General features: G+C 65.4%; 19 protein-coding genes. 10 read left to right on the forward strand and 9 right to left on the reverse strand.

The annotated features are described in order from the left end of the window. Window positions 1-119 precede the first annotated feature (119 nt). A complete protein-coding gene (locus tag ACVJ19_RS28530; RefSeq protein ID WP_453955229.1) occupies window positions 120-1,040 on the forward strand; it encodes a DUF6502 family protein in 921 nt (306 codons plus the stop codon). Further along, entirely contained in the window at window positions 1,037-2,236 is a 1,200-nt protein-coding gene (locus ACVJ19_RS28535) for a DUF5666 domain-containing protein (protein WP_453952518.1), read from the forward strand. Before ACVJ19_RS28530 ends, ACVJ19_RS28535 begins: the two co-directional genes overlap by 4 nt. Before the next feature lie 36 nt (window positions 2,237-2,272). Here the strand turns inward: ACVJ19_RS28535 and ACVJ19_RS28540 are convergent, their stop codons facing one another. Both ACVJ19_RS28540 and ACVJ19_RS28545 read right to left on the reverse strand, forming a co-directional pair. Then, complete coding sequence (locus ACVJ19_RS28540) at window positions 2,273-3,640, reverse strand: peptidoglycan DD-metalloendopeptidase family protein (RefSeq protein WP_453952519.1); 1,368 nt, start codon at window positions 3,638-3,640, stop codon at window positions 2,273-2,275. Between the two features lie 112 nt (window positions 3,641-3,752). After that, complete coding sequence (locus ACVJ19_RS28545) at window positions 3,753-4,436, reverse strand: redoxin domain-containing protein (RefSeq protein WP_453952520.1); 684 nt, start codon at window positions 4,434-4,436, stop codon at window positions 3,753-3,755. A gap of 195 nt (window positions 4,437-4,631) precedes the next feature. Here ACVJ19_RS28545 and ACVJ19_RS28550 point away from each other — a divergent pair, with 195 nt between their 5' ends. Beyond that, on the forward strand, window positions 4,632-8,438 hold the full coding sequence (locus ACVJ19_RS28550) for a YhdP family protein (RefSeq protein ID WP_453952521.1): 3,807 nt from the start codon (window positions 4,632-4,634) through the stop codon (window positions 8,436-8,438). Window positions 8,439-8,644: 206 nt separating this feature from the next. Here the strand turns inward: ACVJ19_RS28550 and ACVJ19_RS28555 are convergent, their stop codons facing one another. From ACVJ19_RS28555 to tyrS, 5 genes are all read right to left on the reverse strand, one after another. After that, window positions 8,645-10,339, reverse strand: a complete 1,695-nt coding sequence (locus tag ACVJ19_RS28555; protein ID WP_453952522.1) for a methyl-accepting chemotaxis protein — start codon at window positions 10,337-10,339, stop codon at window positions 8,645-8,647. Window positions 10,340-10,609: 270 nt separating this feature from the next. Beyond that, window positions 10,610-12,304, reverse strand: coding sequence for a methyl-accepting chemotaxis protein (locus ACVJ19_RS28560; RefSeq protein WP_453952523.1), 1,695 nt, complete (start codon window positions 12,302-12,304; stop codon window positions 10,610-10,612). Window positions 12,305-12,668: 364 nt separating this feature from the next. Further along, window positions 12,669-13,112, reverse strand: a complete 444-nt coding sequence (locus ACVJ19_RS28565) for a DoxX family protein (RefSeq protein WP_453952524.1) — start codon at window positions 13,110-13,112, stop codon at window positions 12,669-12,671. A 219-nt stretch (window positions 13,113-13,331) separates the two neighbouring features. Continuing rightward, window positions 13,332-14,591: an MFS transporter gene (locus ACVJ19_RS28570; protein ID WP_453952525.1), complete on the reverse strand. Its 1,260-nt coding sequence runs from the start codon at window positions 14,589-14,591 to the stop codon at window positions 13,332-13,334. A gap of 56 nt (window positions 14,592-14,647) precedes the next feature. Continuing rightward, window positions 14,648-15,901: a tyrosine--tRNA ligase gene (tyrS, locus tag ACVJ19_RS28575; RefSeq protein ID WP_453952526.1), complete on the reverse strand. Its 1,254-nt coding sequence runs from the start codon at window positions 15,899-15,901 to the stop codon at window positions 14,648-14,650. Between the two features lie 165 nt (window positions 15,902-16,066). On the opposite strand from tyrS, the gene ACVJ19_RS28580 reads away from it, so the two are divergent. The 3 genes from ACVJ19_RS28580 to ACVJ19_RS28590 all read left to right on the forward strand — a co-directional run bounded on the left by ACVJ19_RS28580 (window position 16,067) and on the right by ACVJ19_RS28590 (window position 18,276). Beyond that, window positions 16,067-17,170, forward strand: a complete 1,104-nt coding sequence (locus ACVJ19_RS28580; protein WP_453952527.1) for an anhydro-N-acetylmuramic acid kinase — start codon at window positions 16,067-16,069, stop codon at window positions 17,168-17,170. A gap of 96 nt (window positions 17,171-17,266) precedes the next feature. Beyond that, complete coding sequence (locus ACVJ19_RS28585) at window positions 17,267-17,944, forward strand: glutathione S-transferase family protein (RefSeq protein WP_453952528.1); 678 nt, start codon at window positions 17,267-17,269, stop codon at window positions 17,942-17,944. 8 nt (window positions 17,945-17,952) lie between these two features. Next, entirely contained in the window at window positions 17,953-18,276 is a 324-nt protein-coding gene (locus tag ACVJ19_RS28590) for a DMT family transporter (RefSeq protein ID WP_453952529.1), read from the forward strand. Between the two features lie 61 nt (window positions 18,277-18,337). Here ACVJ19_RS28590 and ACVJ19_RS28595 read toward each other — a convergent pair whose 3' ends face one another. Both ACVJ19_RS28595 and ACVJ19_RS28600 read right to left on the reverse strand, forming a co-directional pair. Beyond that, window positions 18,338-18,985 (reverse strand): alpha/beta hydrolase, encoded by a 648-nt coding sequence (locus ACVJ19_RS28595; RefSeq protein ID WP_008143006.1) that lies wholly within the window; start codon window positions 18,983-18,985, stop codon window positions 18,338-18,340. 338 nt (window positions 18,986-19,323) lie between these two features. After that, window positions 19,324-20,142 carry a LytTR family DNA-binding domain-containing protein gene (locus tag ACVJ19_RS28600; protein ID WP_453952530.1) on the reverse strand — a complete coding sequence of 273 codons (819 nt, stop codon included), beginning with the start codon at window positions 20,140-20,142 and terminating at the stop codon, window positions 19,324-19,326. Window positions 20,143-20,321: 179 nt separating this feature from the next. Here ACVJ19_RS28600 and ACVJ19_RS28605 point away from each other — a divergent pair, with 179 nt between their 5' ends. From ACVJ19_RS28605 to sufC, 4 genes are all read left to right on the forward strand, one after another. Beyond that, window positions 20,322-21,533: an acyltransferase family protein gene (locus ACVJ19_RS28605; RefSeq protein WP_453952532.1), complete on the forward strand. Its 1,212-nt coding sequence runs from the start codon at window positions 20,322-20,324 to the stop codon at window positions 21,531-21,533. Between the two features lie 51 nt (window positions 21,534-21,584). Continuing rightward, complete coding sequence (locus ACVJ19_RS28610; RefSeq protein WP_453952533.1) at window positions 21,585-22,724, forward strand: cysteine desulfurase family protein; 1,140 nt, start codon at window positions 21,585-21,587, stop codon at window positions 22,722-22,724. Between the two features lie 114 nt (window positions 22,725-22,838). After that, entirely contained in the window at window positions 22,839-24,335 is a 1,497-nt protein-coding gene (gene sufB, locus ACVJ19_RS28615) for a Fe-S cluster assembly protein SufB (RefSeq protein WP_453952535.1), read from the forward strand. 61 nt (window positions 24,336-24,396) lie between these two features. Further along, on the forward strand, window positions 24,397-25,149 hold the full coding sequence (gene sufC, locus ACVJ19_RS28620; RefSeq protein WP_453952536.1) for a Fe-S cluster assembly ATPase SufC: 753 nt from the start codon (window positions 24,397-24,399) through the stop codon (window positions 25,147-25,149). Window positions 25,150-25,156 lie beyond the last annotated feature (7 nt).

The following is a 25,156-nucleotide window of genomic DNA, read 5'->3' on the forward strand; positions in this document are numbered from 1 at the left end:
AGTCCCTCTACGTCGCGCCCTCAGTGGTGTTCCGTATATGTGGGAAAATTTACCACGTCAATCGGCAATCAGGGAAAAGTGGGATTGTGTCCCACGCCGCAGATCGCTACAATCCAGACATGAATGCCAAGCCCGGGTCGAAAGCAGCGGCACCACAGCCGAATGCCGCCGCGAAGCTGCACGCGCCGCTGGCGCGGCTGCTGCGCCCGCTGGTGCGGCTCTGCATCCGCAGCGGCATGACCTTTCCGGCGCTGGCGCAATTGCTTCGCGAGCTGTTCGTCAACGTCGCCGAGCACGATTTCGCGCTCGAGGGAAAGGAGCAGACCGACAGCCGCGTCAGCCTGCTCACCGGCATCCACCGCAAGGAGGTGGCGCGGCTGCGCGGCGCGGGCGCGCCGGTGCACGAAGCCCCGGCAGCGGTGTCGCTGACCAGCGCCGTGATTGCGCGCTGGCTCGCCGCGCCCGAATTCACGGACGCGAAGGGCGAGCCGCTGGCGCTGCCGCGCACGGCCGAAGGCGATGCGCCGTCATTCGAGCAGCTCGTCGCTTCCGTCACCAAGGACGTTCGCCCGCGAGCGGTGCTCGACGAGTGGGTCGACCGCAAGCTCGTCACGATCAACGAAGCCGACGAGATCGAGCTGGTCGAGGCCGCGTTCGTCCCGAGCGGTGAGGACGACAGCAAGTGGCATTATCTCGGCCGCAACCTGCACGACCACATCGCGGCCGCCGCGCAGAACGTCTCGGATGGGCCACGCTTCCTCGAACGCGCGGTGCATTACAACAACATCTCGCCGAAGCTGGCGCGGCGCCTCGAGGCCCGTTCGCGCGAGCTCGCCATGGACGCGCTGAAGACCGCCAACCGCGAGGCCAACCGCGCCCTTGTCAAGGACAAGGGCGGTGACGCCCGCTGGAATTTCGGCATCTACATCTACAGCGAGGACGCCGACGAGGAGAGCGAGGCCAAGGAAAACGGCAAGGAAAGCGGCAAGGAAAGCGGCAAGGAAAGCGGCAAGAACGCCGGCAAAGAGGGCGGTTCATGAGCCGGCCGCCGCTGATCTCCCGCCGTCTGCTGTTGATGGGGTTCTGGCTCGCCGGCACGGCGATGGCCCGCGCGCAGGTCAAGCGCGGTACCGACCAGGGCATCGGCGGCACCGGAATCACGCGCGGCGATGATCACGGCATCGGCGGCACCGGCATCGTCGGCGTGATCCAGCGCTTCGGCAGCATCTACGTCAACGGCGAGCGCGTCACCTATGCCAACGACGTCCCGGTCCGCATCGACGGCGAGCCGGCCAGCGCCAATGCCTTGCGCATCGGCCAGCTCGCGCGCGTGGTTGCAACCCGGCAGGCCGACGGCACGCTGGTCACACGCAACATCGCGATCGCGAGCGAGGTCGCAGGGCCGGTCGAGCAGGTGAGGGGCAACGAGCTGACGGTGCTCGGCCAGAAGATCGTCACAGGCGACAAGGAGAGCAAGCTCCGTGCGGGCACGCAGGTCGCCGTCTTTGGTCTGCGCCGCACCGATGGTGTCATCGTCGCAAGCCTGGTCGAGCCGCGCCGCGATGCGGCCGCACGCGTCACCGGTCTGGTGGAGCGCGGGCCTGATGGTCTACATATCGGCAGGCTCAAGCTGAACGGAATCGATCCGCTTTTGGTCGGCCAGCGCGTCCAGATCGAGGGCAGCGTGAGCCAGGGCGCGATGCAGGCCGCACGCACGCGGATCGACGATTTCTCGGATCTTGTCGGTGCGAGCCGGCTGTCGATCGAGGCCTATGTGCAGCGGGCGGGCGCCAACCTCCAGCTCGGCTCGGGGCTGATCGCCCGTGACGGCTCGCGCTTCGGGCCCGCGGCGGGCGAAGCGCGCATGGTGGTCAACGGCGCGTTCGATCGCTCGCGCGGTCTCCAGGTGGATTCGGCTCAAGCCGTCAGCCAATTCCCGGGATCGCCGAAGCAGGCGCCCGGTGGTGTCGGCAATCCCAACCGGTCGCCGGGTGGCTCGATCCTGCATCCGAATCGCGGCACGCCGAATCCCGGCGGCGGTCAGCCCGGCCCGGCCGGCGCGCCTGCGCCCGGATCGCCCCCCGGTGCAAATCCCGGCTCCGCGCCGACCGGACCCGGCGGCCCGTCCGGCCCCGGCGGCATGGGCTCGCCCGGCGGGCCGATGGGTCCTGGCGGCGGAATGGGTGGCGGAGGCTTTGGCGGTCCCGGAGGCGGGATGGGCGGGGGCCGGCGCTGAGCTGGTTCGCACACGCCGAAACAGACGAGCTTCGGTTTAGCCCGCGCTGAGGCGCACGCCCGCGCGCAAGAACTTCTGCGGGTCGACGGCTTCGCCGTCGATGCGGGTTTCGTAATGCAGGTGCGGACCGGTGGAACGGCCGGTCGAGCCGACGAGACCAACGACCTGACCGATCTTCACGATCTCGCCGACCTTGACGCTGATCTCGGAGAGATGGCCGTAGCGGGTCGACAGTCCGTTGCCGTGATCGACCTCGATCATGCGGCCGTAGCCGCCGGACCAGCCGGCCGAGACCACCTTGCCATAGGCGGTGACGCGGACGGGATCGCCGGTGGCGGCGCGGAAGTCGAGACCGGTGTGCATCGCGGGCCGACCCAGGAAGGGATCGCTGCGCACGCCGAAACCGGAGGTGAACTCGACCTCGCCGATGACGGGCTTGCGATACGGCACCAGCGCCAGCGTGCGATTGAGACGATCCATCTCGGCGCGGGTCGTGTTGATGCGATTGAGCTGCTTCTCGAACGGCCCGGCATTGGCCGTCAGCTTGACCGGGACGAACGGGCCGCCCATCGCGCTGCGCGGCACGGCGGCTTCGAGGCTGGCGAGGTTGAGGCCGAGATCGCTGACGACGCCGCGCATCCGGCGCATGCGCGAATCCATGCCTTCTTCGACGGCGCTGAGCGCTGCCATCTGGCGGCGCTCGACCTGATCGAGCGAGGTCGTGAGCCGGATCAGAACATTGTCGAAACCCTGGTTCTTGGCGAACTGGCTGCTCGGCGGAGCCAGGACGGCAGGGGCGCGCGATTCGAGTCGCGCTTCGCGATCGGGCGGTGCCACGAAGATCACGGTGTCGCTGATCGGCGACGGTTTTGGCGTGCCCTGAGTCGCGCCCTGACCGGTGTCGCCACGCTGCGGCGCCGCGCGGGGGATCGATCCGGTGACGTCAGGCATGGCGCCCAGCGCCGTCGCCCGGGACTCCAGCGCCGTCTGGCGCTTCATGATCTGGTCGAGCTTCTGGTCGAACTGCTCCTGGTCGAGCAGCTGGCGGCTGGTGGTGCGATCGACCTTGGCACGCAGCTCGGCGATGCGGTCCTCATAGGCGTATTGCATCTCGGCCTGGCGGGCGATCAGCCGGGTCAGGACGTCGTCGCGGAAAGCGAAATAGGTGGCGGTCGCGGCCGACCACAGGCCGAGCAGCACGATCGTGCCGACCACGATCCAGAACACGACCGGACCGAGGCGAACCTGCTTGCCGTGATGGACGATGGTGTAGGCGTCATCGGCGTCGGAGAGGGGAATCGCGGCGGCTGCAGCGACAGCGACGGGACGCCGATGGAAGACCCGTCCGTGGTCGTGAGGATGATGCTGGGGGTACTGCGAATATTGGGCAGAACTTTTCGACATCGGCACTCCCGGCGCCGGTCGGATGGGTTCCTTGCGGCCTAATTGCCGCAGCAATCTGGGCCGGTCATGGTTAATTTTCCGGAAACGGAACCGCTAGAACTTAACGGGCTGGTTAAAGACTTCTTGCCGCTTCCAGCACCTGATCGGCATGGCCGTCGACCCGGACATTGCGCCAGACCCTGGCCACTTTGCCGTCGTTTCCGACCAGCACCGTGGTGCGAAGAATTCCGAGGAAGCTCTTGCCGTACATGGACTTTTCGCCCCAGGCCCCATACGCCTCAAGCATCTCGTGCTTCTCGTCCGAGATCAGGGGGACGCCGAGGCTGTGCTTGTCGCGAAACTTCTCCTGGGCCTTTAACGAATCCGCGGAGACGCCGAGCACGGCGGTGCCGGCGTCGGCGAAGGCACCTGCTAGGCGGGTGAAGTCGATGGCCTCCCGGGTGCAGCCGGGGGTGTCGGCGCGGGGGTAGAAGAACAGGACGAGCTTCCGGCCGGCATAGTCCGACAGCGTCGCCACGCCGCCGCCATCGCGGGGCAGGCGGAAGGCGGGCGCCTTCTGACCTTCGGTCAGGACCGGCTTCGCCGCAGGCCGCGACGATTTGGAGGAATTTAACTGTTTCGACGCGGCCCCATGCGATGCTGTCTTTGCTATGGTCGCGGTTGATTTGCTCGCCGGTGTCCGCTGTGTTTTCGCGGCCTTTGTTTGAGTCGTTGCCCTCGTTTTGGGGGCCTTCTTTTTAGCCGTTGGACTGCCGGAGGGCGTTTTGGACGATTTCTTTCGGGATTTCTTGGACATACGCCTTCCTTTCGACGCTTTCGGCGGGTCAACCGAAGCGGTATTGCAGCTCTCGTCCGGTGTGCCGGAATCGCGCCCTTGGCTGGGCAAGTCTGACGACGCCGGAGTATGGTTACAAGGAATTCCACGCACCACCCCACTGCTCGTTGAACGCGCTCCCGGGGCGAAATGACGAACAGCAGGAATATTCGAGGTATGGCGGCAGTGCCGGCGCAGGGGGCTTCACGCCCCGTGGACGGCTGCGGTCCCGGCGGCGCGCAATCTTACGACGGGCGCCTGTATCGAGAGGCAATGGCAAGGAATACGTCGCCCCAGGACTACAATCGGGATTTCGATCGGCGCGGCGGTCAACAACAGCCGCAGGAATGGGACGAGGCCGACTGGGATCCGGATCAGGAAGCGGCGGCGGGCCATCGGGCGCGCCGGCTGTTGTCGCGTTCCAGTTCGGGCTTCCATCGCTTTGGGTCGCTGCGCCGCTGGCTGGGCGGCGGTCGCTGGCTGAAGCGGCTGGCTGTCGTCGGCGGCGCCCTCATCGTCATCTTCGTCGGCTGTTTCGGCGCGCTGTGGTGGCGGCTCGGCGCCGGCCCCATCAATCTCGACATCGCGACGCCCTGGCTTGCCGCCGCCATCGAGGACAATATCGGCCACGGCAACACGGTTGAGGTCGGCGGCACCCAGATCGAGCGCGCCGGGCGGGTCCGTATCGCCGTGCGCATCCGCGACATCATCGTGCGCGACCGCGACCATGCCATCGTCGCCAGCGCCCCGAAGGCCGAGGTGAGGCTGTCGGGCGCGGGCCTGCTGATGGGGCACCTGCGCGCGGAAAGCCTCAATCTCGTCGATGCCGAGCTCGCGATCCGCATCGCGCCCGACGGCACCGTCACGGTCTCGGCCGGCGACACCGCAAAACCGCTGGCAACCGGCGTTGCCTCCAAGAAGGATGCGGGCCTGCCGCCGACATTCCCGCGCAACGGCGTTCCGCCGCCGCCCTTCGCCACGGCGCCCGCGGGCCAGGATCCATCTCAAGCCGCATCGCAAGCCGCGCCTCAGGCGAGCGCGCAGAGCGGAATTCTCCAGGGCCTCGACTGGCTCGACAGTCTGAGCATGACCGGCCTCGACGGCCAGAACCTCAACGAGATCGGCCTGAAGAACGGCAATCTGATCGTCGACGATCAGCAGCGCGGCAGCAAATGGAGCTTTGAGAACATCACGCTCAGCCTGCGCCGGCCGAGCCACGGCGGCGTCGCGCTCAGCCTCGGCGAGGAGGGCGCACGTCCCTGGATGCTGCGCGCCACGATCGGTCCCGCCGAGAATGGCGTGCGCTCGGTCGACATCAAGGCCGACAAGGTCTCGACCTCCAACATCCTGCTGGCGCTGCGGGTGAAGGATCTCACCTATACCGCCGACCTGCCGCTGACCGGCGAGCTCAAGGGCGAGCTCGGTCGCGACGGCGTGCCGACCTTCTTCCGCGGCAAGATCGCGGTCGGCGCCGGCAACATCATCGACACCGACACGCCCGACTATCCGATGGCGATCGATTCCGCCGAGATCAATGTCGAGTGGGACGCCAATCGGCGGGTGCTGGTCGCACCATTCAAGATCCTCTCCGGCGCCAACCGTCTGACGCTTCTGGCCCATGTCGAGCCGCCCAACGGCAACATCAACGACTGGCAGCTCGGCTTCAGCGGCGGATCGATCCTTCTCGGCGGCATCGACAACGAGCCGCCGCTCGTCTTCAACCGCATCGCGATCGGTTTCCGCTTCGACACCGACCACAAGCGCATGTTGCTGACGCAAGCCGATATCTCCAACGGCGAGATCGGCGTCGCCGGCACCGGCGCCATCGACTATTCGGGCGAGCCGCGGCTGACTCTCGGCTTTGCGGGAACGCCGATGTCGGCCTCCGCGCTCAAGCGGATGTGGCCGACGCTGATCGTCCCCGAATTGCGCGAATGGGTGATCGAGCGGATCGAGCGCGGCACGCTCCAGCGCATCGAGATCGGCATCAACTCGCCGACGCGCAATCTCCCGCGCAAGGGACCGCCGATCCCCGATGACGGCCTGTCGGTCAACATCGTCGCGAGCGGCGTCGCCGTCCGACCGGTGGATGGCATGCCGGTCGTGCACGATGCCGACCTCAAGGCGCGCGTGACCGGCCGCACGGCGACGGTGAATATCGGACAGGGCATTGCCGACACGCCGGCCGGTCGCAAGATCACGATCTCCGACTTCACCTTCGAGGTGCCCGACATGGCGCCCAAGCCGTCGCCCTCGCGCACCAGGTTCCGCGTCGACGGCCCCGTGCCTGCGGCGGCCGAAATGCTCTCGAATGATCGCCTGAGCGATCTGTCCGCGACCGTGGTCGATCCCAACACCAGCAAGGGCACGTTCTCGGCGAACATCCAGCTCGGCATGCCGGTCAAGGGCGAACTGACCAAGGCCGACACCACCTACGCCGTCACCGCCGATCTCAACGGCTTTGCCGCCGACAAGCTGGTGATGAACCAGAAACTCGAGGCAAACAGCCTCAAGATCATCGCGAGCAACCAGGGCTACCAGGTCAAGGGCGACGTCAAGATCAACGGGCAGGCCGCCTCGCTCGACTACCGCAAGCCGGCCGAGGGCGATGCCGACGTCAGATTGCAGGCGACGCTGGACGATGCGAGCCGCGCGCGCCTCGGCTTCGATCTCAGCCCCGCCGTCAGCGGCTCGCTGCCGATCAAGGTGTCGGGCAAGATCGCCGGCGGTCCGGACCAGACGACGAAGCTCGGCGTCGAGGCCGACCTGACCTCGGTCAAGCTCGACAATATCCTGCCCGGCTGGGTCAAGCTGCCGGGCAAGTCCGGCAAGGCCAGCTTCAAGGTGGTGCCGACCGCGCAGTCGACCCGCTTCGAGGACATCGTCATCGAAGGCGGCGGCGCCTCGATCAAGGGCTCGCTCGAGGTCGATCCGAATGGCGACCTCCTGAACGCGAACTTCCCGACCTATGCGCCGTCCGACGGTGACAAGGCGTCGTTGAGGGTCGAGCGCAACCAGGACGGCGTGGTGCGCGGCACCATGCGTGGCGACGTGTTCGACGGCCGCGGCTTCCTGAAGTCGGCGATCTCAGGCAATTCCAAGGACGACAAGAGCAAGCTGAAGAATGTCGATTTCGACATCGACGTGAAGCTCGGTGCGGTCGCCGGCTTCAACGGCGAGGCGATGCGCAGCGTCGATGCCAAGATGTCGAAGCGCAGCGGCGCCATCAAGGCCTTCACGCTGAGCGGCAAGATCGGTCGCGACACGCCCGTTGCGGCCGACCTGCGCGGCGGCCGCGCCCAGGGCAACCGCGAGGTGATCTACCTCCAGACCAACGATGCCGGCGCGCTGCTGCGCTTCACCGACACCTACACCAAGGCGGTCGGCGGTCAGATGGTGGTGGCGATGGAGCCGCCGACCTCGGAGCCGAACACCTCGCGCGAGGGCCTCATCAACGTGCGCGACTTCACCGTGAAGGGCGAGGCGCAGCTCGAGCGCGTCGCCGCGGGCGCGCCCAACGGCACCGGCAACGGCGTCTCCTTCAGTGCGCTGCGCGCCGAATTCACGCGGCAGAACGGCGCGCTGACGATCCGCGACGGCGTCGTGAAGGGCCCGATGATCGGCGCCACCATCGAGGGCTCGATCGACTATCCCGGCAACCAGGTCTGCATGAGCGGCACCTTCGTGCCGATGTACGGGTTGAACAACATGTTCGGACAGATTCCCGTCCTCGGGCTGTTCCTTGGCGGTGGCGACAAAGAGGGACTGATCGGCGTGACCTACGAGGTCGTCGGTACGCCGGCCGCGCCCGTGATGCGCGTCAATCCGGTCTCGGCCATGGTGCCGGGCGTGTTCCGCAAGATCTTCGAGTTCAACACTGGCAAGCAGAACTCGCCGTTCGAGGAGTTCCCGTCGCAGTCGAACGACGGCTCGACCGGGTCGACGCGCCAGCTGTCGAGCGGCTGTAGCCTCGCGCGGCGGTAGCAGCGGGGCTGATTTCGTTACAGTTCGAACGCGATCAGGTTGGCTCGCCGCCAGGGAATAGGTGTGCTCCCTCTCCCGCTTGCGGGAGAGGGCTGGGGAGAGGGTGTCACCACAACGGGACAATCCCCTAGAGGAGAAAGCCCTCACCCGGCGCTTCGCGCCGACCTCTCCCGCAAGCGGGAGGGATGAGACAGACGTCCCGCAGCCTACGCCGCGCGCACGCCCTTCAGGAATGTTCCGACTTCACCGGAGAGCTGCTCGGCCTGCTTGGAGAGGCTGCTGGCCGCCGCAAGCACCATGCCGGCGGCGTTGCCGGTCTCGTTCGCGGCGGTCGAGACGCCGCCGATATTGGTGGTGACCTCCTTGGTCGCCTCCGCGGTCTGCGAGACGCTGCGGGCGATCTCGGCGGTGGCGGCGCCTTGCTCCTCGATGGCAGCTCCAATCGAGGTGGCGATGCGGCTGACCTCCTCGATGGTGGCGGTGATGCCGCCGATGGCGTCGACCGCTTCCTTGGTGGCGCCCTGGATCTGCGCGATCTTGTCGCCGATCTCGCGGGTGGCTTCCGCGGTCTGGCTTGCCAGCGACTTCACTTCGGAAGCGACGACGGCAAAGCCGCGGCCGGCTTCACCGGCACGCGCGGCCTCGATGGTGGCGTTGAGCGCAAGCAAATTGGTTTGCGCGGCGATGCTCGAGATCAGCTCGGCGACGTGCTCGATCTGCTGGGCGCCGTCCGAGAGTGCACGCACGATGGTGTCGGTGCGGCGGGCGCTGTCCACGGCGCGTCCCGTGACTTCAGCCGATTGCGCGACCTGGCGGCTGATCTCGGTGATGGAGGAGGAGAGTTCTTCCGCCGCGGAGGCCACGGTCTGGACGCGCTGGCTGGCCTCATTGGCGGCCGAGCCGACCACGGCGGCGCGGCGGTTGGTGCCTTCGGCGGTCGAGGACATCGACTTGGCGGTGGTCTCGAGCGCACCGGAGCCGGAGGCCATCAGGCCGACGAGCTGGCCGACCGAGGCATCGAAGCGGTCGGCAAGCGCGATCAGAGCCTCGCGCTTTTCCTGCTCGCTGCGCGACTTGGTAGCGACCTGCTCGGCCTCCAGATTGCGCGCCGTCAGCGCGGTCTGACGCAGGACTTCGAGCGTCTCGGCCATACGGCCGATCTCGTCGCCGCGATCGGTCTCCTCGACCGGCCTGTCGATGGCGCCTTCGGAGATCTCCTGCATGCGGTTCTTCTGGCGGTCGAGCGCGCCGAGCACGTCACGGGCGATCAGCCAGGACAGCGTCGCCATCAGCAGCATCAGGCCGACGCCGATCGCGGCCAGCTCCAGCGTCAGCGCGCGCACGTCGGCGTCGATGTCGTCGACATAGAGGCCGTAGGCAATTGCGACGTTCCACGGCGCAAAGTAGCGGGCGAACACCAGCTTGCGAACCGGAACGGTCTCGCCCGGACGCGGGAAGAGATAGGACAGGATGGCGCCTTCAGGGGCTTGCCTCGCCGTGTTGACGGTGGCATCGCCGATCACGATGCCGTTGGCATCCTTGATGCCGTTGTTCTTGCCCTCGAGCTGAGGCGCGCCGCCGTTCATCATGACGGTTGAATCGGCGGTGTAGACGACGGGATAGCCCTGGCCGCCGCCAAACTTCATCTGCCGGCCGCGCAGCTTGAACTGGGCCTGTGCATCGGCGAGCGTCATCTTGCCGGCCGCGACCTCGTCATGGAGCGATTGCGCGAAGCCGTGCAGCAGATCGACCGCCGTCTGCATCTGGCGCGCGCGATCGTCGAGCATGCGGGTCTTGCTGAGATAGGCCGATGCAACGATGAGCGCGGTGACCGTGAGCGCTGCGAGACAGACCATGCTGGCGAGCTTGGTGCGGATTTTCAGGTGACTGAGCAGCGTCATGACGGCCTCGGGAACGGTTGTAGAATGCTTGTTCTCGCGCAGCCGTATCAGGAAGTTCTTACCATTCCTGAACGCAGGGGATGGTGCGTTCAGGCGCGCCGCAATCCGCGCAGCCGTGGACACGCATATGCAGGCGTGAGGCCGACGCCTGCGGCGACGTGTCCAAGAAAGATATGGATCGTGATCGCGTTTACGCGATCGAGCGCCGGCTTAACCGATGCATCGATTCGTCGATGCATCGTCGTGTTCGCGCCATGGATGTCGCGCGGCTCACGCCGCGCGCACGCCTTTCAGGAATGTGCCGACTTCGCCGGAGAGCTGCTCGGCCTGCTTGGAGAGGCTGCTGGCTGCGGCGAGCACCATGCCGGCGGCGTTGCCGGTCTCGTTGGCGGCCGTGGAGACGCCGCCGATATTGGTGGTGACCTCCTTGGTCGCCTCCGCGGTCTGCGAGACGCTGCGGGCGATCTCGGCGGTGGCGGCGCCTTGCTCCTCGATGGCAGCTCCAATCGAGGTCGCGATCCGGCTGACCTCCTCGATGGTGGCGGTGATGCCGCCGATGGCGTCCACCGCTTCCTTGGTGGCGCCCTGGATCTGCGCGATCTTGTCGCCGATCTCGCGGGTGGCCTCTGCGGTCTGGCTCGCCAGCGACTTCACTTCGGAGGCGACGACGGCAAAGCCGCGGCCGGCTTCGCCGGCGCGGGCGGCCTCGATGGTGGCATTGAGCGCGAGCAGGTTGGTCTGGGCCGCGATGTTGGAGATCAGCTCGGCGACGTGCTCGATCTGCTGGGCGCCGTCCGAGAGTGCGCGCACGATGGTGTCGGTGCGGCGGGCGCTGTCCACGGCGCGTCCCGTGACTTCAGCCGATTGCGCGACCTGGCGGCTGATCTCGGTGATGGAGGAGGAGAGCTCTTCGGCGGCAGCGGCCACGGTCTGGACGCGCTGGCTGGCCTCATTGGCGGCCGAGCCGACCACGGCGGCGCGGCGGTTGGTGCCTTCGGCGGTCGAGGACATCGACTTGGCGGTGGTCTCGAGCGCACCGGAGCCGGAGGCCATCAGGCCGACGAGCTGGCCGACCGAGGCATCGAAGCGGTCGGCAAGCGCGATCAGAGCCTCGCGCTTTTCCTGCTCGCTGCGCGACTTGGTAGCGACCTGCTCGGCCTCCAGATTGCGCGCCGTCAGCGCGGTCTGACGCAGGACTTCGAGCGTCTCGGCCATACGGCCGATCTCGTCGCCGCGATCGGTCTCCTCGACCGGCCTGTCGATGGCGCCTTCGGAGATCTCCTGCATGCGGTTCTTCTGGCGGTCGAGCGCGCCGAGCACGTCACGGGCGATCAGCCAGGACAGCGTCGCCATCAGCAGCATCAGGCCGACGCCGATCGCGGCCAGCTCCAGCGTCAGCGCGCGCACGTCGGCGTCGATGTCGTCGACATAGAGGCCGTAGCTGATCGTCACGTTCCAGGGAGCGAATTTGCGCGTGAACACGGTCTTGCGCACGGGCTCGGTCTGGCCGGGGCGGGGATAGAGATAGGAGGCCACGCCGCCCTGCGCATTCTGATTGGCCGCGTTGAGAATGGCGTCGGCGATGAGAACGCCGTTGGAGTCGGTCGCGCCGGTGATCTTGCCTTCAAGCTGCTGATTGGCGCCGTTCACGAACAGCGAGGTGTCGGGATTGTAGACGACGGGGTAGCCCTGGCCGCCGTTGAAGCTCATGCGGCGGCCGCGCTGGTGGAACTGGGCCTTGGCCTCGGCCTGCGTCAGCTTGCCGGCGGCGACCTCGTCCTGGAGCGATTGGGCGTAGTTGTAGAGCAGCTCCACCGCGGTCCGCATCTGCTGGACGCGATCCTCCATCATGCGGCTCTTGCTGAGCACGGCCGATACGCCGATGATGGCCGTCACCGTGAGCGCCGCGAGGCAGACCATGCTGGCGAGCTTGGTGCGGATCTTCAGATGGCTGAGCAGCTTCATCGCGGCCTCTACGAATGGTTGTTATTGCTCGCGTCGGTAGCATGAAGTTCTTACCAATCATGAATGGACGCGTGCGACGCGCTGCCGCGCGCAACACCTTTCGCAGCCGGATGCGCAATCCTGCAAGCAAATCGGCGTGTTCTGGCGTCCGCCGCTGCGGACTCCAGGGAAAATCGATCTTGGATTTTGGTGGCTACGGAGCAGGGCCGGACCCGCAATGAATCGATTCGTTCATCGCATCATCATGTCCGTGCTGCTCGTCGCGGCCCTCGTTCTGATCTGGAACGTGCTGGGGACACGCTGAAACGGCACCGGCGGGTCTGCCGGTGCCGTCCTGCTTGCGTGGTGATCTGTGGGCGGCGCCTTAGCGCCGCGCGAACGCGCCGCCGGCTGCGCCGCTCTCCTTGCCCATCGCGGCATCGACGCTGATCGGACCGCCGCCGGCGGCCGACAGGTAGAGGCAGGCGAAGCAGAACAGGATCGCTGCGGTGCCGCCATTGAGCAGCGGCAGGAACACCGGCGCATCGCCCCTGAACATGTGGCCCATGAAGTAGGCGAAGGCCATTTCACCCGAGAGGATGAAAGCGGCGAGGCGCGTGAACAGGCCGATCATCAACAGGCCGCCAACCACCAGTTCGAGCGTCCCGGCCGCGCCGTAGAGTGACATCAGTTCGACTTTCGCGAACATCGGCACAGGCGGGAACTTGAACAGCTTGGCGATGCCGTACTGGAACAGCAAGAGGCCGGTGATGAAGCGAAACAGGCTCAGAAGAACCGGTTGCAAGCGAGAGAGAAAAGGAAAGTCCATTGGTTTGCCCTCCATCCAATGTAGCGACTTGGACCGCATTCGGTTCCTCCTCGCAAGCCACCCAGGATAAATTTCGCGCTGACATTTTTGTCATGTCGGACAAAACACCGCAGGCTGGGGTTTCAGCCGCGTGCAGTCCGTATTTTTTGCGCGTATTCGCACCGGTCCCATCCGTAATTTTCCGGTGGCGCGAGTGCGATCAGGTTACCTCTGAGATACCTAGCGCCGCAAAGCGGGCACGATCAGGAACGGGATCATCCCGAGCACAACGCTCGCAAGTGCGAAGGCGAGTAGCGCGTTGTAGCCGTGGGTCGCGTCATGGATCAGGCCGCCGCTCCAGGAGCCGAACGCCGAGCCGAGCCCACTGCCGATCGAGATAGTGCCGTAGATGGTGCCCACGCGCTTGCCCTGGAAAATCCGCATCGCGGTCGCGCTGATCAGCGGACCGCGCGAACCCATCATGCTGCCGAAGCAGACGACGAAACCGGTGAGCAGAAGAATGTTCGGTGAATACTGCAGGAGCCAGAGCAGGACGATGCCGAGGATCGAGATCGCGTAGCTCAGCAGCACAGACGGCCGGCGTCCGATCAGCCCGTCGAGCGCGGAGACGCCGAGCATCCCGAACACCAGAACGACGCCGGAGAAGCCCCAGGCGGTCGCGGCCTGGAGCGGCGGAAAGCCGGCATCGATCAGATAGGCCACGATCTGCGCAGCGATCGCATACATGCCGACGGCGGTGAAGAAGAAGGTCGAGAACAGCGCCCAGAAAGCGTGGTGGCGCATCGCGCGAAGCAGCGTCCAGCCGTTGTCGACGAAATCAGGATCGGTCTTCTTCACGACATGCGGCGAGCCCGCAGCGAACAGGCGCCACGGCAGCAGCATGAGCGGGAGCAGCAAGGCCAGCGCCGTAAAGCCGAACAGCTGATAGGTGCCGCGCCAGCCGATGTGGTCGATCAGGAGCTGCGAGGCCGGCAACAGTGCCAGCACGCCGCCGCCCATCGCCGAATACACCACCGACATCGCGGTCGGCAGGCGCGGCCCGAACCAGCGGCCGAGCAGGATCGAGTTCGGCACGATGCCGATGAAGGCGATGCCGATGCCGACGCAGAGGCCGATCGAGAGCTGGAACTGCCAGAGATGTTGCGCGTGGGCCGCGATCAGGAACGCAGCGCCGAGCAGCAGCAGGCCGAGCGCATAGACGATGCGCGGTCCGGAATGGTCGAACAGGCGTCCGACGAAGGGGGCGGTGAGGCCGCTCGCGAGCCAGGTGAGTGAATAGACCGAAACGATCTGTGCGCGGTCCCAGCCAAAACTTTCGGAGATCGGCTTCAGGAACACCGTGAAGCTGTCGCCGAGCCCGCGTCCGAGCACGGCCAGCGTGAAGCAGAGCGCGAGCACGGTGAGCGCGATGCGCACGGCACCCTGCGGTGACGCCGCACTTTCGTTCTTGGACACTTCCTTGGGCGTGTTCTGGTCCATTGCCGGTCAGGGAGCGCGCTTCGGCGCGCCCTGACAAGCATCAAAAGCTCATACGCCTATGCAGGCTTGATGAGGACGTGCTTCTTCTTGCCGAAGGACAGCTTGACCACGCCTTCCGGCGTCAGGTTGGCCACCGACAGCGCCATCTTCTCGTCGGTGACAGGCGCGTCGTTGACGCGCAGGCCGCCGCCCTTGATCTGGCGCCGCGCTTCGCCATTGGAGGCAACCAAGCCCGCCTTGACGAAGGCGTTGAGCACGCCGAGGCCGGCGTCGAGTTCGCCGCGCGGAATTTCCACGGTCGGGAGACTCTCTGCGAGCGCGCCTTCCTCAAAAGTACGGCGCGCGGTTTCAGCCGCTTCGTTTGCTGCGTCGCGGCCGTGCAGCAGCGCGGTCGCCTCGGTCGCGAGCACCTTCTTGGCCTCGTTGATCTCCGAGCCGCCGAGCGCCTCGAGCTTCTTGATCTCAGCCATCGGCAGCGTCGTGAACAGTTTCAGGAACTTGCCGACGTCGGCGTCCTCGGTGTTGCGCCAGTACTGCCAGAAATCATAAGGCGAGAACTGGTCAGCGTTGAGCCAGACCGCGCCTTGCGCGGTCTTGCCCATCTTGGCGCCCGATGCCGTCGTCAGCAGCGGCGTCGTCAGCGCGAACAGCTGATGGGTGCCCATGCGGCGGCCGAGATCGACGCCCATGATGATGTTGCCCCACTGATCGGAGCCGCCCATCTGCAGTTTGCAGCCGGTGCGCTTGGCGAGCTCGACGAAGTCGTAGGCCTGGCAGACCATGTAGTTGAACTCGATGAAGCTCATCTCCTGCTCGCGCTCGAGGCGCAGGCGCACGGAGTCCATGGTCAGCATGCGGTTGACCGAGAAGTGCCGGCCGACGTCGCGCAGCATCTCGATCCAGTTCAGCTTGGTCAGCCACTCCGCATTGTCGAGCATGATGGCGTCGCTCGCACCACTGCCATAGTGGAGCACCTTCGCGAACACGCCGCGGATCGATTCCTTGTTGGCCTCGATCTCGGCGATGGTGCGCATCGCGCGCGTCTCGTCCTTGCCGGAGGGATCGCCGACCATGGTGGTGCCGCCGCCCATCAGCGTGATCGGCTTGTTGCCGGACTGCTGCAGCCAGTGCAGCATCATCATGGTCAAATAGTTGCCGATATGCAGCGAGCGGGCGGTGCAATCGTAGCCGACATAGGCGGTCGCCTCGCCCTTGGCGGCGAGGGCGTCGAGCCCCTCGAAATCGGAGCACTGGTGGATGAATCCACGTTCCTGCAGGGTGTTGAGGAAATCCGATTTAAATGCAGTCATCTGTCGGCGTGCCTGACAATTCTTGGTTTACTGTTTCGGGAGCAATTTAAGTGTCTTCCGTGGGAACTCGGTTGCTGCCCGCCACTTGGCGCTGTGGCATTATAAGATGTGTCCCTCTGGCACAAGATCGGCATGCCGGAGGGGATCTGTTGAGGACGCTGATCCATGATGTTGACGGCACTCGGTTTGATGAGCGGCACCTCGCTGGACGGGGTGGATGTCGCGCTGATCGAAACCGACGGAAAGCAGGTGAAGGCGTTCGGGCCGTCCGGCTACCGGCCCTATAGCCCGGCGGAGCGCAACCTGCTGCGCCTGGCGCTGAGCGAGGCGGTAAACTTGACGCAGCGCGACGCCCGGCCGGGGATCCTGGCCGAGGCCGAACGCGTGGTGACGCTGGCGCATGCGGAGGCGGTCGCCGCCTTCGTCGCCCAGAACCGGATGAGGCCGGAGGACATCGACATCGTCGGTTTCCACGGCCAGACCGTGCTGCACCGGCCCGAGAAGCGGCTGACGGTGCAGATCGGCGATGCGCCGGCGCTGGCCAGGGCGATCCATATCCCCGTGATGCACGACTTCCGCGCCGCCGACGTCGAGGCTGGCGGGCAGGGCGCGCCGTTCGTACCGGTCTACCACCGGGCGCTGGCCAATTCGCTGGAGCGCGAGGGGCCTATCGTCGTGGTCAATATCGGCGGCGTCTCCAACATCACCTATGTCGACGGTAACGACACGCTGATCGCCTGCGACACCGGGCCGGGCAACGCGCTGCTCGACGACTTCATGTACCGCACCATGAATCAGGCCTTCGACGCGGAAGGCAAGTTCGCGGCACTCGGCAAGGCGGATGAAGCCTGGATCGGCCGTGCGCTGGAATTGCCGTTCTTCGCAAGCCCGCCGCCGAAATCGCTCGATCGCAACGACTTTGCCGCGCTCAAGCTTGGCGACGTGCCGCCGGCCGACGGCGCAGCCACACTGACTGCCTTCACCGCTGCTGCGATCGCCCGAATCATCCCGCTGCTGCCACGCCGGCCGCGCAGCTGGATCGTCTGTGGCGGCGGCGCCCGCAACCTCACCATGCTGCGCATGCTGCGGGCGCGGGTGGGCTCGGCCACCGTCGAGGCCGCAGAGACGCTCGGCTGGGCCTCCGACGCCATCGAGGCGCAGGCCTTCGGCTTCCTGGCCGCCCGCGGCCTGAAGGGCCTGCCGCTGTCCTATCCGGCGACCACGGGCGTGCCGATGCCGATGACCGGCGGGGTGATCGCGCGGCCCTGAGGCAAGGGCGGTTAATGCAGATGCATCGACCTTGACGAGTGCATGCAACTGCATCTATATTGGATGCAGTTGCATCGAACCGCCGGGATCGCCGCCATGACCGCTTCACTGAAACTGATCAGCCACAAGCTTTGTCCCTATGTGCAGCGCGCCGTGATCGCGCTGAAGGAGAAGGGCGTGCCGTTCGAGCGGATCGACATCGATCTCGCCAACAAGCCGGACTGGTTTCTCAAACTGTCGCCGCTCGGCAAGGTGCCTGTGCTGGTGGTGACGACGGAGAAGGGCGAGGTCGCGCTGTTCGAGAGCAACGTGATCTGCGAGTACATCGAGGAGACGCAAGCCGGCGCGAAGTTGCATCCGGCCGATGCGTTGAAGCGTGCCGAGCACCGTGCCTGGATGGAGTTCGGCTCGGCGATCCTCGGCGATCTCTGGGGATTGGAGACGACGACGGATCCGGCGACCTTTGAGACCAAGCGCCAGGCGCTCGCAGCGAAATTCGCGCGTGTCGAGGCGGCGCTCGGCGCAGGGCCGTTCTTCACGGGCAATGCGTTCAGTCTCGTCGATGCGGTGTTCGCGCCGATCTTCCGCTATTTCGATCTGTTCGACGAATTGACCGAGCACGGCATCTTCACGGATGTGCCGAAGGTCCGCGCCTGGCGCACCGAGCTCGCGAAACGTCCGAGCGTCCGCACTGCAGTCGGCGCGGACTATCCGCAATTGCTGCGCGCCTTCCTCGTCCGCCACGACGCGCATCTGCTCAAGCTCGCGGCCTGAGCGCGCCGATGTCGTCCTCTGTGGCCTGGATGATGCTGGTGATCGCCGGCGCGCTCGATGTCGGTTGGGCGATCTCGATGAAATACGCGGAAGGCTACACGCGCGTGGGCTGGAGCATCGCCTCGCTGGTGCTGCTCGCTGCCTTCGTCTTCCTGCTGGGGCGGGCGCTGAAGGTGCTCGAGGTCGGCGTCGCCTATTCGGTGTGGACCGGCATTGGAGCTGCCGGCACCTTCGTCATGGGCGTCGTGCTGTTCGGCGAGAGCTTGAGCGCGATGAAGCTTGCAGGCATCGCGCTCGTCTTGATGGGGATCGTCGCGCTGAAGCTGGCTTAGAGCATGATCCGGAAAAGTGCGAAGCGGTTTTCCGATAAGGTCATGCTCAAAACATTGCGCCTCAGCGCACGTTGGCGAGACGCATGTCCAGATACGCCGTGATGGTTTCCATCAGCGGCTCGAGCTTGGCGTCGAAGAAATGGTTGGCGCCGGGGATGACCTGCTGGTCGATCACGATGCCCTTCTGCGTCTTCAGCTTCTCGACCAGCGTGTTGACGTCCTTGGGCGGCACCACCGCGTCCTTCTCGCCATGCACGATCAGGCCCGAGGACGGGCAGGGCGCAAGGAACGAGAAGTCGTAGAGGTTGGCCGGCGGCGCGATCGAGATGAAGCCCTCGACCTCGGGACGGCGCATCAGGAGCTGCATGCCGATCCAGGCGCCGAAGGAGAAGCCGGCGACCCAGCAGGCGCGCGCTTCGGGATTGATGGTCTGCGCCCAGTCGAGGGCTGCCGCCGCATCCGACAATTCGCCGGTGCCGTGGTCGAACGACCCCTGGCTGCGGCCGACGCCGCGGAAATTGAAGCGCAGCACCGAGAAGCCGCGATGCGCAAAGGCATAGTAGCACTGGTACACGATCTGATGGTTCATCGTGCCGTGAAACTGCGGATGCGGGTGCAGGATCATCGCGATCGGCGCGTTCTTCTGCTTGGCCGGGTGATAGCGGCCTTCGAGACGGCCGGCGGGGCCGGCGAAAATGACTTCAGGCATTGATGGTCTCTTGATTGATGTGCTGGAGCGAGGATCCTCGGCAATCAACCGATTGTGGCCTCATCGACAGCGATGCCGACGAAAGCGCGAATGAAGGATGAGAAGGCGTGCGCCTCGCGGTGATGCGCAAACGGCGCGCGGTGACTTGACGGGCGCGTTCTAACATAGGCTGCGGGGCAAAAAGCAAGCATCTTCGACATCTCTCAATGTGCTCAAGAGCTTAGAGCGTCATTTCGGTGTCACGTGCCGGCTCGCTCGCCTCCGTCAGGCTTGTCTACTGTGCTATAACCAATTGAAATCACGTCTTTTTATCGATTGATGCGCGACGCCGGGACGATTCACACAGAGGCGGTGCGGCCTCCGAGCGAGGCGACCGAGGGGCGGTAGCGGCGGCTGCCGCCAAGCGTCTGGCCGTTGTCGAATGTGAGCTCGAAGTCCCCAGACGGCTTGAACTCCACACCGCTCACCCGGCCCAGATTGGCAAGCCTGGTTCGGTGAACGCGCACGATGGCGAAGCGGGCCAGTTCGCTTTCTGTCGCTGCAAGCGTGCCCCGGATCAGGTGCTGCGTGCCGTTGGCGAGGCTGTATTCGATGTAGTTGCCGGCGGAGGCGACCCACAGGATGTCGCGAGGGGCGACGCGAATGCGGCTTGTGCCGTCCCGAAGCCAGATCAGATCGGGGGAGGGTTGCTCCGGCGGAGCGCCCTGCATGGATGCGGCCGCGAGTGCGGCCTTCCTAAACTCGCGCCGGCTTTCGATCAGCCATAGCGTTGCGCCAAGCAGGAAGGCGGTCACGGCATCCTTGCGGAACTCGTACAAGACCGTCGCGAGCGAGAAATGGAAGTCGTAGGCACTTCCCGCGAGCCAGAGCGCCAGTTTCCGGAGCCACACCATGCCGGTGATGTGGAGGGCGGAGAAGCCGAGCAGGGCGACCGCCCCGATTCCCGCACGCGCCGCCAGGCTTGGTGCCTGCCGCATGCGCCGGACGGCCAAAACAAGGATCGGCACCAGGAGCAGGATGACGATGATGCTCGACAGCTCCCAGAATAGCCGCCGGCCGACATCGGAGCTGTCGCCACGCCAGGCGGCGTCCTGCGCGCCGGAGAGCGCGTTGACGATGCCGATGGCAAGCGCGACCGCCGCGATCGCTCCGAGCATCGTCCAGTCGCCACGACTGATCCCGCGGCGCCAACCGCTCGTCCCGGCAGCCGACGCCTCATCCCGTCGCGCCCGGTCCTGATCCCAAACCGTCTCGACGCGCTCCGTTTCGGGAGCATTTTGGCTCTCAGCCATGGCCCGAAAACCGGGTTTGTCGTGCCGTCAGGGAGCAGAGAACCATGTCAACACCGCAGCAACTTTCAGCCCGGGAACGACGCATCGATCTGGATTGGGTGCGGATTTTAGCCTTCGGGCTCTTGATCTTCTACCATGTCGGCATGCTCTACGTGTCCTGGGGATTTCACATCAAGAGCGTGCATCGGTTGGTCTGGCTCGAGCCGGTGATGCTGCTTCTCAATCCCTGGCGGCTGTCGCTCCTGTTCCTGGTCTCAGGCGTCGCCAGCCGCTTCATGCTGGGCAAGTACCAGCTCGCGGCCTTCGCCCGCGCTCGGTCGGCGCGGCTCCTGATCCCGCTGGCCTTCGGCATGCTCGTGATCGTGCCGCCGCAGTCCTATCTCCAGATCGTCGAGAGCCTCGGCTATCCCCAAAGTTCTTATCTCCAAGGCTTTGCCGATTTCTACGTCCAGCACTACCTCGCGTTCAGCGCGCAGTTCTGCCCGACTCCCTGCATCGTGCAGCCGACCTGGAACCATCTTTGGTTCGTGGTCTATCTCTGGGTCTACACAATGGCCGTGGCCGGCGTGCTGGCGTTGTGGCCGGCTGCCGCAGACTGGGTTGGTGAGAGGCTGGCGCGCGTGTTCGCCGGACCGTGGCTGCTGGTGCTGCCGTGCCTGCTGTTCGCAGCCTGGCGGTTGTTCTTGTTTCCGGTCTTTCCGTCAACGCATGCGCTGTTCGGCGACTGGTACAACCATGCCGACTATGCCACCGCGTTCCTGATCGGCTTCCTGCTCGCGCGCCAGGACGGGATCTGGCGCGACATCGAACGGCAACGGTGGGTGGCGTTGGCCGTTGCGGCCGCTTGCTTCGCCGCCATCATCCTCGTTTGGGCCGGCATGTTTCCGCGGTCGTCGATGCTGAGATGGTTCTCTGGCTCGGTCTATGGCTGCTACCAATGGGTCGCGATGGCCGCTGTGCTCGGCTTTGCGCGGCGCCATTTGATGACGGCCGATGGTTCCGTGCGCCGCTATCTCACCGATGCGATCTTTCCCTATTACATCGTGCATCAGACCGCGATCATTGTGATCGCCCACGCGCTACGGGACAGCGGGCTGTCAGCCGGAAGCGAAGCCGCCCTGGTTATATCGGGCACCGCGCTCACTTGTCTCGTCACCTACGAGGTCGCGCGGCGGATTGCATGGCTGCGGCCGCTGTTCGGGCTGCGGATGGAGGTCCGATCCCCTGGCGGGATTGCGCAGCAGCAGCCGGCCTGATGCGCGCCGGCGGCCGATTGGCGCGATGGCAAAAGGTGCTAAGAGGGCGCCATGCCGAGCCGCGTTTATCTCGATTGGAATGCGACCACGCCGCTGCGCCCCGAGGCGCGGGCGGCGATGATCTCCGCCTGGGACCTGCTCGGCAATCCCTCCTCGGTCCATGCCGAGGGGCGGGAGGCGCGGCGGCTGGTCGAGGACGCCCGCGCCGCGCTTGCCGCTGCGGTCGGCGGGCTGCCGCGGAATGTGGTCTTCACCTCCGCTGGCACCGAGGCCAATGCGCTGGCGCTGTCGCCCGGACTGCGGGGCCCGTCCGGGGGGCCGGTCGAGCGGCTGCTGGTCTCGGCGATCGAGCACGCCTCGGTGCTGTCGGGCGGCCGGTTCCCTGCGGACAAGGTGGGCCATGTCAGGGTGACGCGCGCCGGCGTGGTCGATCTCGATGATCTGAAGGCGCAGCTCCAGGACGGTCCGCCTGCGCTGGTCTCGATCATGGCGGCCAATAACGAGACCGGCGCGCTCCAGCCGGTCGCGGAGGCCGCCCGGATCGTTCACGAGACGGGCGGCCTCCTGCACGTCGATGCGATCCAGGCCATCGGAAAAATAGCTTTCAATATCAGCGCGGTAGGCGCGGACCTTGCGACCTTTTCTGCACACAAGATCGGCGGTCCCAAGGGGGTCGGCGCGCTGGTCGTGGCGGAGGGGATTGCGGGACTGGAGCCGTTGCTGAGAGGGGGCGGACAGGAGCTCAACCGGCGGGCCGGAACCGAGAATGTCGCGGGCATTGCCGGCTTCGGCGCGGCCGTGAAGGCTGCGCTTCAGGCTCTGCCGGAGGATGTGGAACGCATGGCAACTCTCAGAGATCGCTTAGAAAATGGCATCAGGGCGATCGCCGGGGCGACGATCTTCTCGGATGATGCGGCGCGGTTACCCAATACCACTCTGTTCACGGCGCGCGGCCTCAAGGCCGAGACCGCCGTGATCGGCTTTGACCTCGAGGGGGTCGCAGTGTCCTCCGGCTCGGCCTGTTCCTCGGGAAAGGTCCAGCCATCCCATGTGCTGTCGGCCATGGGGTACGACCCCGCGGCGGCGCAGGGAGCGGTGCGTCTCAGTCTGGGCTGGTCCACGGAACCTGAGGACATAAACAGGGCGTTAGAGGCTTGGCGAAAGCTCGGTAATACCCTACTTAAAGGCTAAGGTGACGAAACACGGCTTGAACGGTTCTAAGCACGTGCTTTCCGCCCAGAAACATCGTAATACTCGTCCAAGTTTGATCCACCGCGGTCCTTGAAACCGCGAGCGGAGGATGGAATGCCAGCCGTACAAGAGACGGTCGAGCGCGTGAAGCGCATCGACGTCGACCAGTATCGTTATGGGTTTGAAACCCTCATCGACTCCGAAAAGGCCCCGAAGGGTCTGTCGGAAGAGATCGTAAAATTCATCTCACAGAAAAAGAACGAGCCCGCCTGGATGCTCCAGTGGCGGCTGGAAGCCTATCGGCGCTGGCTGACCATGACCGAGCCGACCTGGGCGCGCGTCGAGTACCCCAAGATCGACTTCCAGGACCTCTATTACTACGCGGCGCCGAAGCCGAAGAAGTCGGTCTCGTCTCTGGACGAGATCGATCCGGAGATCCTGAAGACCTACGAGAAGCTCGGCATCCCCTTGCGCGAAGTCGCCATGCTCGAAGGCGTCGAGCCGAAGGTGGGCGAGGAAGATCCGGCGCGCCGCAAGATCGCGGTCGATGCTGTCTTCGATTCGGTCTCGGTTGCGACCACGTTCAAGGCGGAGCTGAAGAAGGCCGGCGTGATCTTCATGCCGATCTCGGAGGCGATCCGCGAGCACCCTGAACTGGTGCAGAAATATCTGGGTTCGGTGGTTCCGACCTCGGACAATTTCTACGCAACGCTGAATTCGGCGGTGTTCTCCGACGGCTCGTTCGTCTACGTGCCGCCGGGCGTGCGCTGTCCGATGGAGCTGTCGACCTATTTCCGCATCAACGAGCGCAACACCGGCCAGTTCGAGCGTACGCTGATCATCGCCGACAAGGGCTCCTACGTCTCCTATCTCGAAGGCTGCACCGCGCCGCAGCGCGACGAGAATCAGCTGCACGCCGCCGTGGTCGAGCTCGTTGCGCTCGATGACGCCGAGATCAAATATTCGACGGTGCAGAACTGGTATCCCGGCAATTCGGAAGGCAAGGGCGGCATCTACAATTTCGTCACGAAGCGTGGCGACTGCCGCGGTGCCAATTCCAAGATCTCCTGGACCCAGGTCGAGACTGGTTCGGCGATCACCTGGAAATATCCGAGCTGCATTCTCCGCGGTGATAATTCTAGCGGCGAGTTCTACTCGATCGCGATCTCGAACGGCTTCCAGCAGGTCGATAGCGGCACCAAGATGATCCATCTCGGCAAGAACACGTCGAGCCGCATCATCTCCAAGGGCATCGCCGCCGGCAAGTCGCAGAACACCTATCGTGGTCTCGTCACCGCGCATCGGAAAGCGACCGGCGCGCGCAACTTCACCGCCTGCGATTCCTTGCTGATCGGCGACAAATGCGGCGCGCACACGGTGCCGTACATCGAGGCCAAGAACTCCTCGGCAACGTTCGAGCACGAGGCGACCACATCGAAGATCTCCGAGGACGTGCTGTTCTACTGCATCCAGCGCGGTCTTTCGCAGGAAGAAGCGGTCGGCCTCGTCGTCAACGGCTTCGTCAAGGACGTGCTGCAGCAGCTGCCGATGGAATTCGCGGTGGAAGCGCAGAAGCTGATCTCGATCTCGCTGGAAGGGTCGGTCGGCTGATTGCCGACCCCAGCGGCGCGCTTCGGCGCTCCAACATCAATTGAATAGACTGGATACCAAGATGGCTTTGCTTGAAGTGAAAGACCTGAAGGTTCGTGTCGAGGAGCGTGAGATCCTCCACGGGCTGACGTTGACCGTGAACGAGGGCGAGGTGCACGCGATCATGGGGCCGAACGGCTCCGGCAAGTCGACGCTCTCGCACGTCATCGCCGGCAAGCCCGGCTACGAGGTCACCGACGGCCAGATCCTGTTCAAGGGCGAGGACCTCCTCGAGATGGACCCGGACGAGCGCGCCGCCAAGGGCGTGTTCCTGGCGTTCCAGTATCCGGTCGAGATTCCCGGTGTCGCCACCATGACGTTCCTGCGCACCGCGCTCAACGCGCAGCGCAAGGCGCGTGGCGAGAGCGAATATTCGACACCGGACTTCCTGAAGAAGGTCCGCGAGGTCTCGAAGTCGCTGAACATCCCGCAGGACATGCTCAAGCGCGGCGTCAATGTCGGCTTCTCCGGCGGCGAGAAGAAGCGCAACGAGGTGCTGCAGATGGCGCTGTTCGAGCCGAGCCTGTGCATCCTCGACGAGATGGATTCCGGCCTCGACATCGACGCGCTGCGCATCGCAGCCGACGGCGTCAACGCGCTGCGCTCGCCGGGGCGCGCGATGGTCGTCATCACCCACTATCAGCGGCTGCTGAACTACATCGTGCCTGATTTCGTGCACGTGATGTCGAAGGGCCGTGTCGTGAAGAGCGGCGGCAAGGATCTGGCGCTGGAGCTGGAAGCGTCCGGCTATACCCAGTTCGAGGATGCCGCGTAAGGAAATT

Source organism: Bradyrhizobium sp. USDA 376, assembly GCF_054063675.1.

What these genes read in the sequence shown, in the direction of transcription:
- ACVJ19_RS28530 (WP_453955229.1), top strand. Translation starts at nt 120, where the DNA reads ATGAATGCCAAGCCCGGGTCGAAAGCAGCGGCACCACAGCCGAATGCC.
- ACVJ19_RS28535 (WP_453952518.1), top strand. Translation starts at nt 1,037, where the DNA reads ATGAGCCGGCCGCCGCTGATCTCCCGCCGTCTGCTGTTGATGGGGTTC.
- ACVJ19_RS28540 (WP_453952519.1), bottom strand. Translation starts at nt 3,640, where the DNA reads ATGTCGAAAAGTTCTGCCCAATATTCGCAGTACCCCCAGCATCATCCT.
- ACVJ19_RS28545 (WP_453952520.1), bottom strand. Translation starts at nt 4,436, where the DNA reads ATGTCCAAGAAATCCCGAAAGAAATCGTCCAAAACGCCCTCCGGCAGT.
- ACVJ19_RS28550 (WP_453952521.1), top strand. Translation starts at nt 4,632, where the DNA reads ATGGCGGCAGTGCCGGCGCAGGGGGCTTCACGCCCCGTGGACGGCTGC.
- ACVJ19_RS28555 (WP_453952522.1), bottom strand. Translation starts at nt 10,339, where the DNA reads ATGACGCTGCTCAGTCACCTGAAAATCCGCACCAAGCTCGCCAGCATG.
- ACVJ19_RS28560 (WP_453952523.1), bottom strand. Translation starts at nt 12,304, where the DNA reads ATGAAGCTGCTCAGCCATCTGAAGATCCGCACCAAGCTCGCCAGCATG.
- ACVJ19_RS28565 (WP_453952524.1), bottom strand. Translation starts at nt 13,112, where the DNA reads ATGGACTTTCCTTTTCTCTCTCGCTTGCAACCGGTTCTTCTGAGCCTG.
- ACVJ19_RS28570 (WP_453952525.1), bottom strand. Translation starts at nt 14,591, where the DNA reads ATGGACCAGAACACGCCCAAGGAAGTGTCCAAGAACGAAAGTGCGGCG.
- tyrS (WP_453952526.1), bottom strand. Translation starts at nt 15,901, where the DNA reads ATGACTGCATTTAAATCGGATTTCCTCAACACCCTGCAGGAACGTGGA.
- ACVJ19_RS28580 (WP_453952527.1), top strand. Translation starts at nt 16,067, where the DNA reads ATGATGTTGACGGCACTCGGTTTGATGAGCGGCACCTCGCTGGACGGG.
- ACVJ19_RS28585 (WP_453952528.1), top strand. Translation starts at nt 17,267, where the DNA reads ATGACCGCTTCACTGAAACTGATCAGCCACAAGCTTTGTCCCTATGTG.
- ACVJ19_RS28590 (WP_453952529.1), top strand. Translation starts at nt 17,953, where the DNA reads ATGTCGTCCTCTGTGGCCTGGATGATGCTGGTGATCGCCGGCGCGCTC.
- ACVJ19_RS28595 (WP_008143006.1), bottom strand. Translation starts at nt 18,985, where the DNA reads ATGCCTGAAGTCATTTTCGCCGGCCCCGCCGGCCGTCTCGAAGGCCGC.
- ACVJ19_RS28600 (WP_453952530.1), bottom strand. Translation starts at nt 20,142, where the DNA reads ATGCTCGGAGCGATCGCGGCGGTCGCGCTTGCCATCGGCATCGTCAAC.
- ACVJ19_RS28605 (WP_453952532.1), top strand. Translation starts at nt 20,322, where the DNA reads ATGTCAACACCGCAGCAACTTTCAGCCCGGGAACGACGCATCGATCTG.
- ACVJ19_RS28610 (WP_453952533.1), top strand. Translation starts at nt 21,585, where the DNA reads ATGCCGAGCCGCGTTTATCTCGATTGGAATGCGACCACGCCGCTGCGC.
- sufB (WP_453952535.1), top strand. Translation starts at nt 22,839, where the DNA reads ATGCCAGCCGTACAAGAGACGGTCGAGCGCGTGAAGCGCATCGACGTC.
- sufC (WP_453952536.1), top strand. Translation starts at nt 24,397, where the DNA reads ATGGCTTTGCTTGAAGTGAAAGACCTGAAGGTTCGTGTCGAGGAGCGT.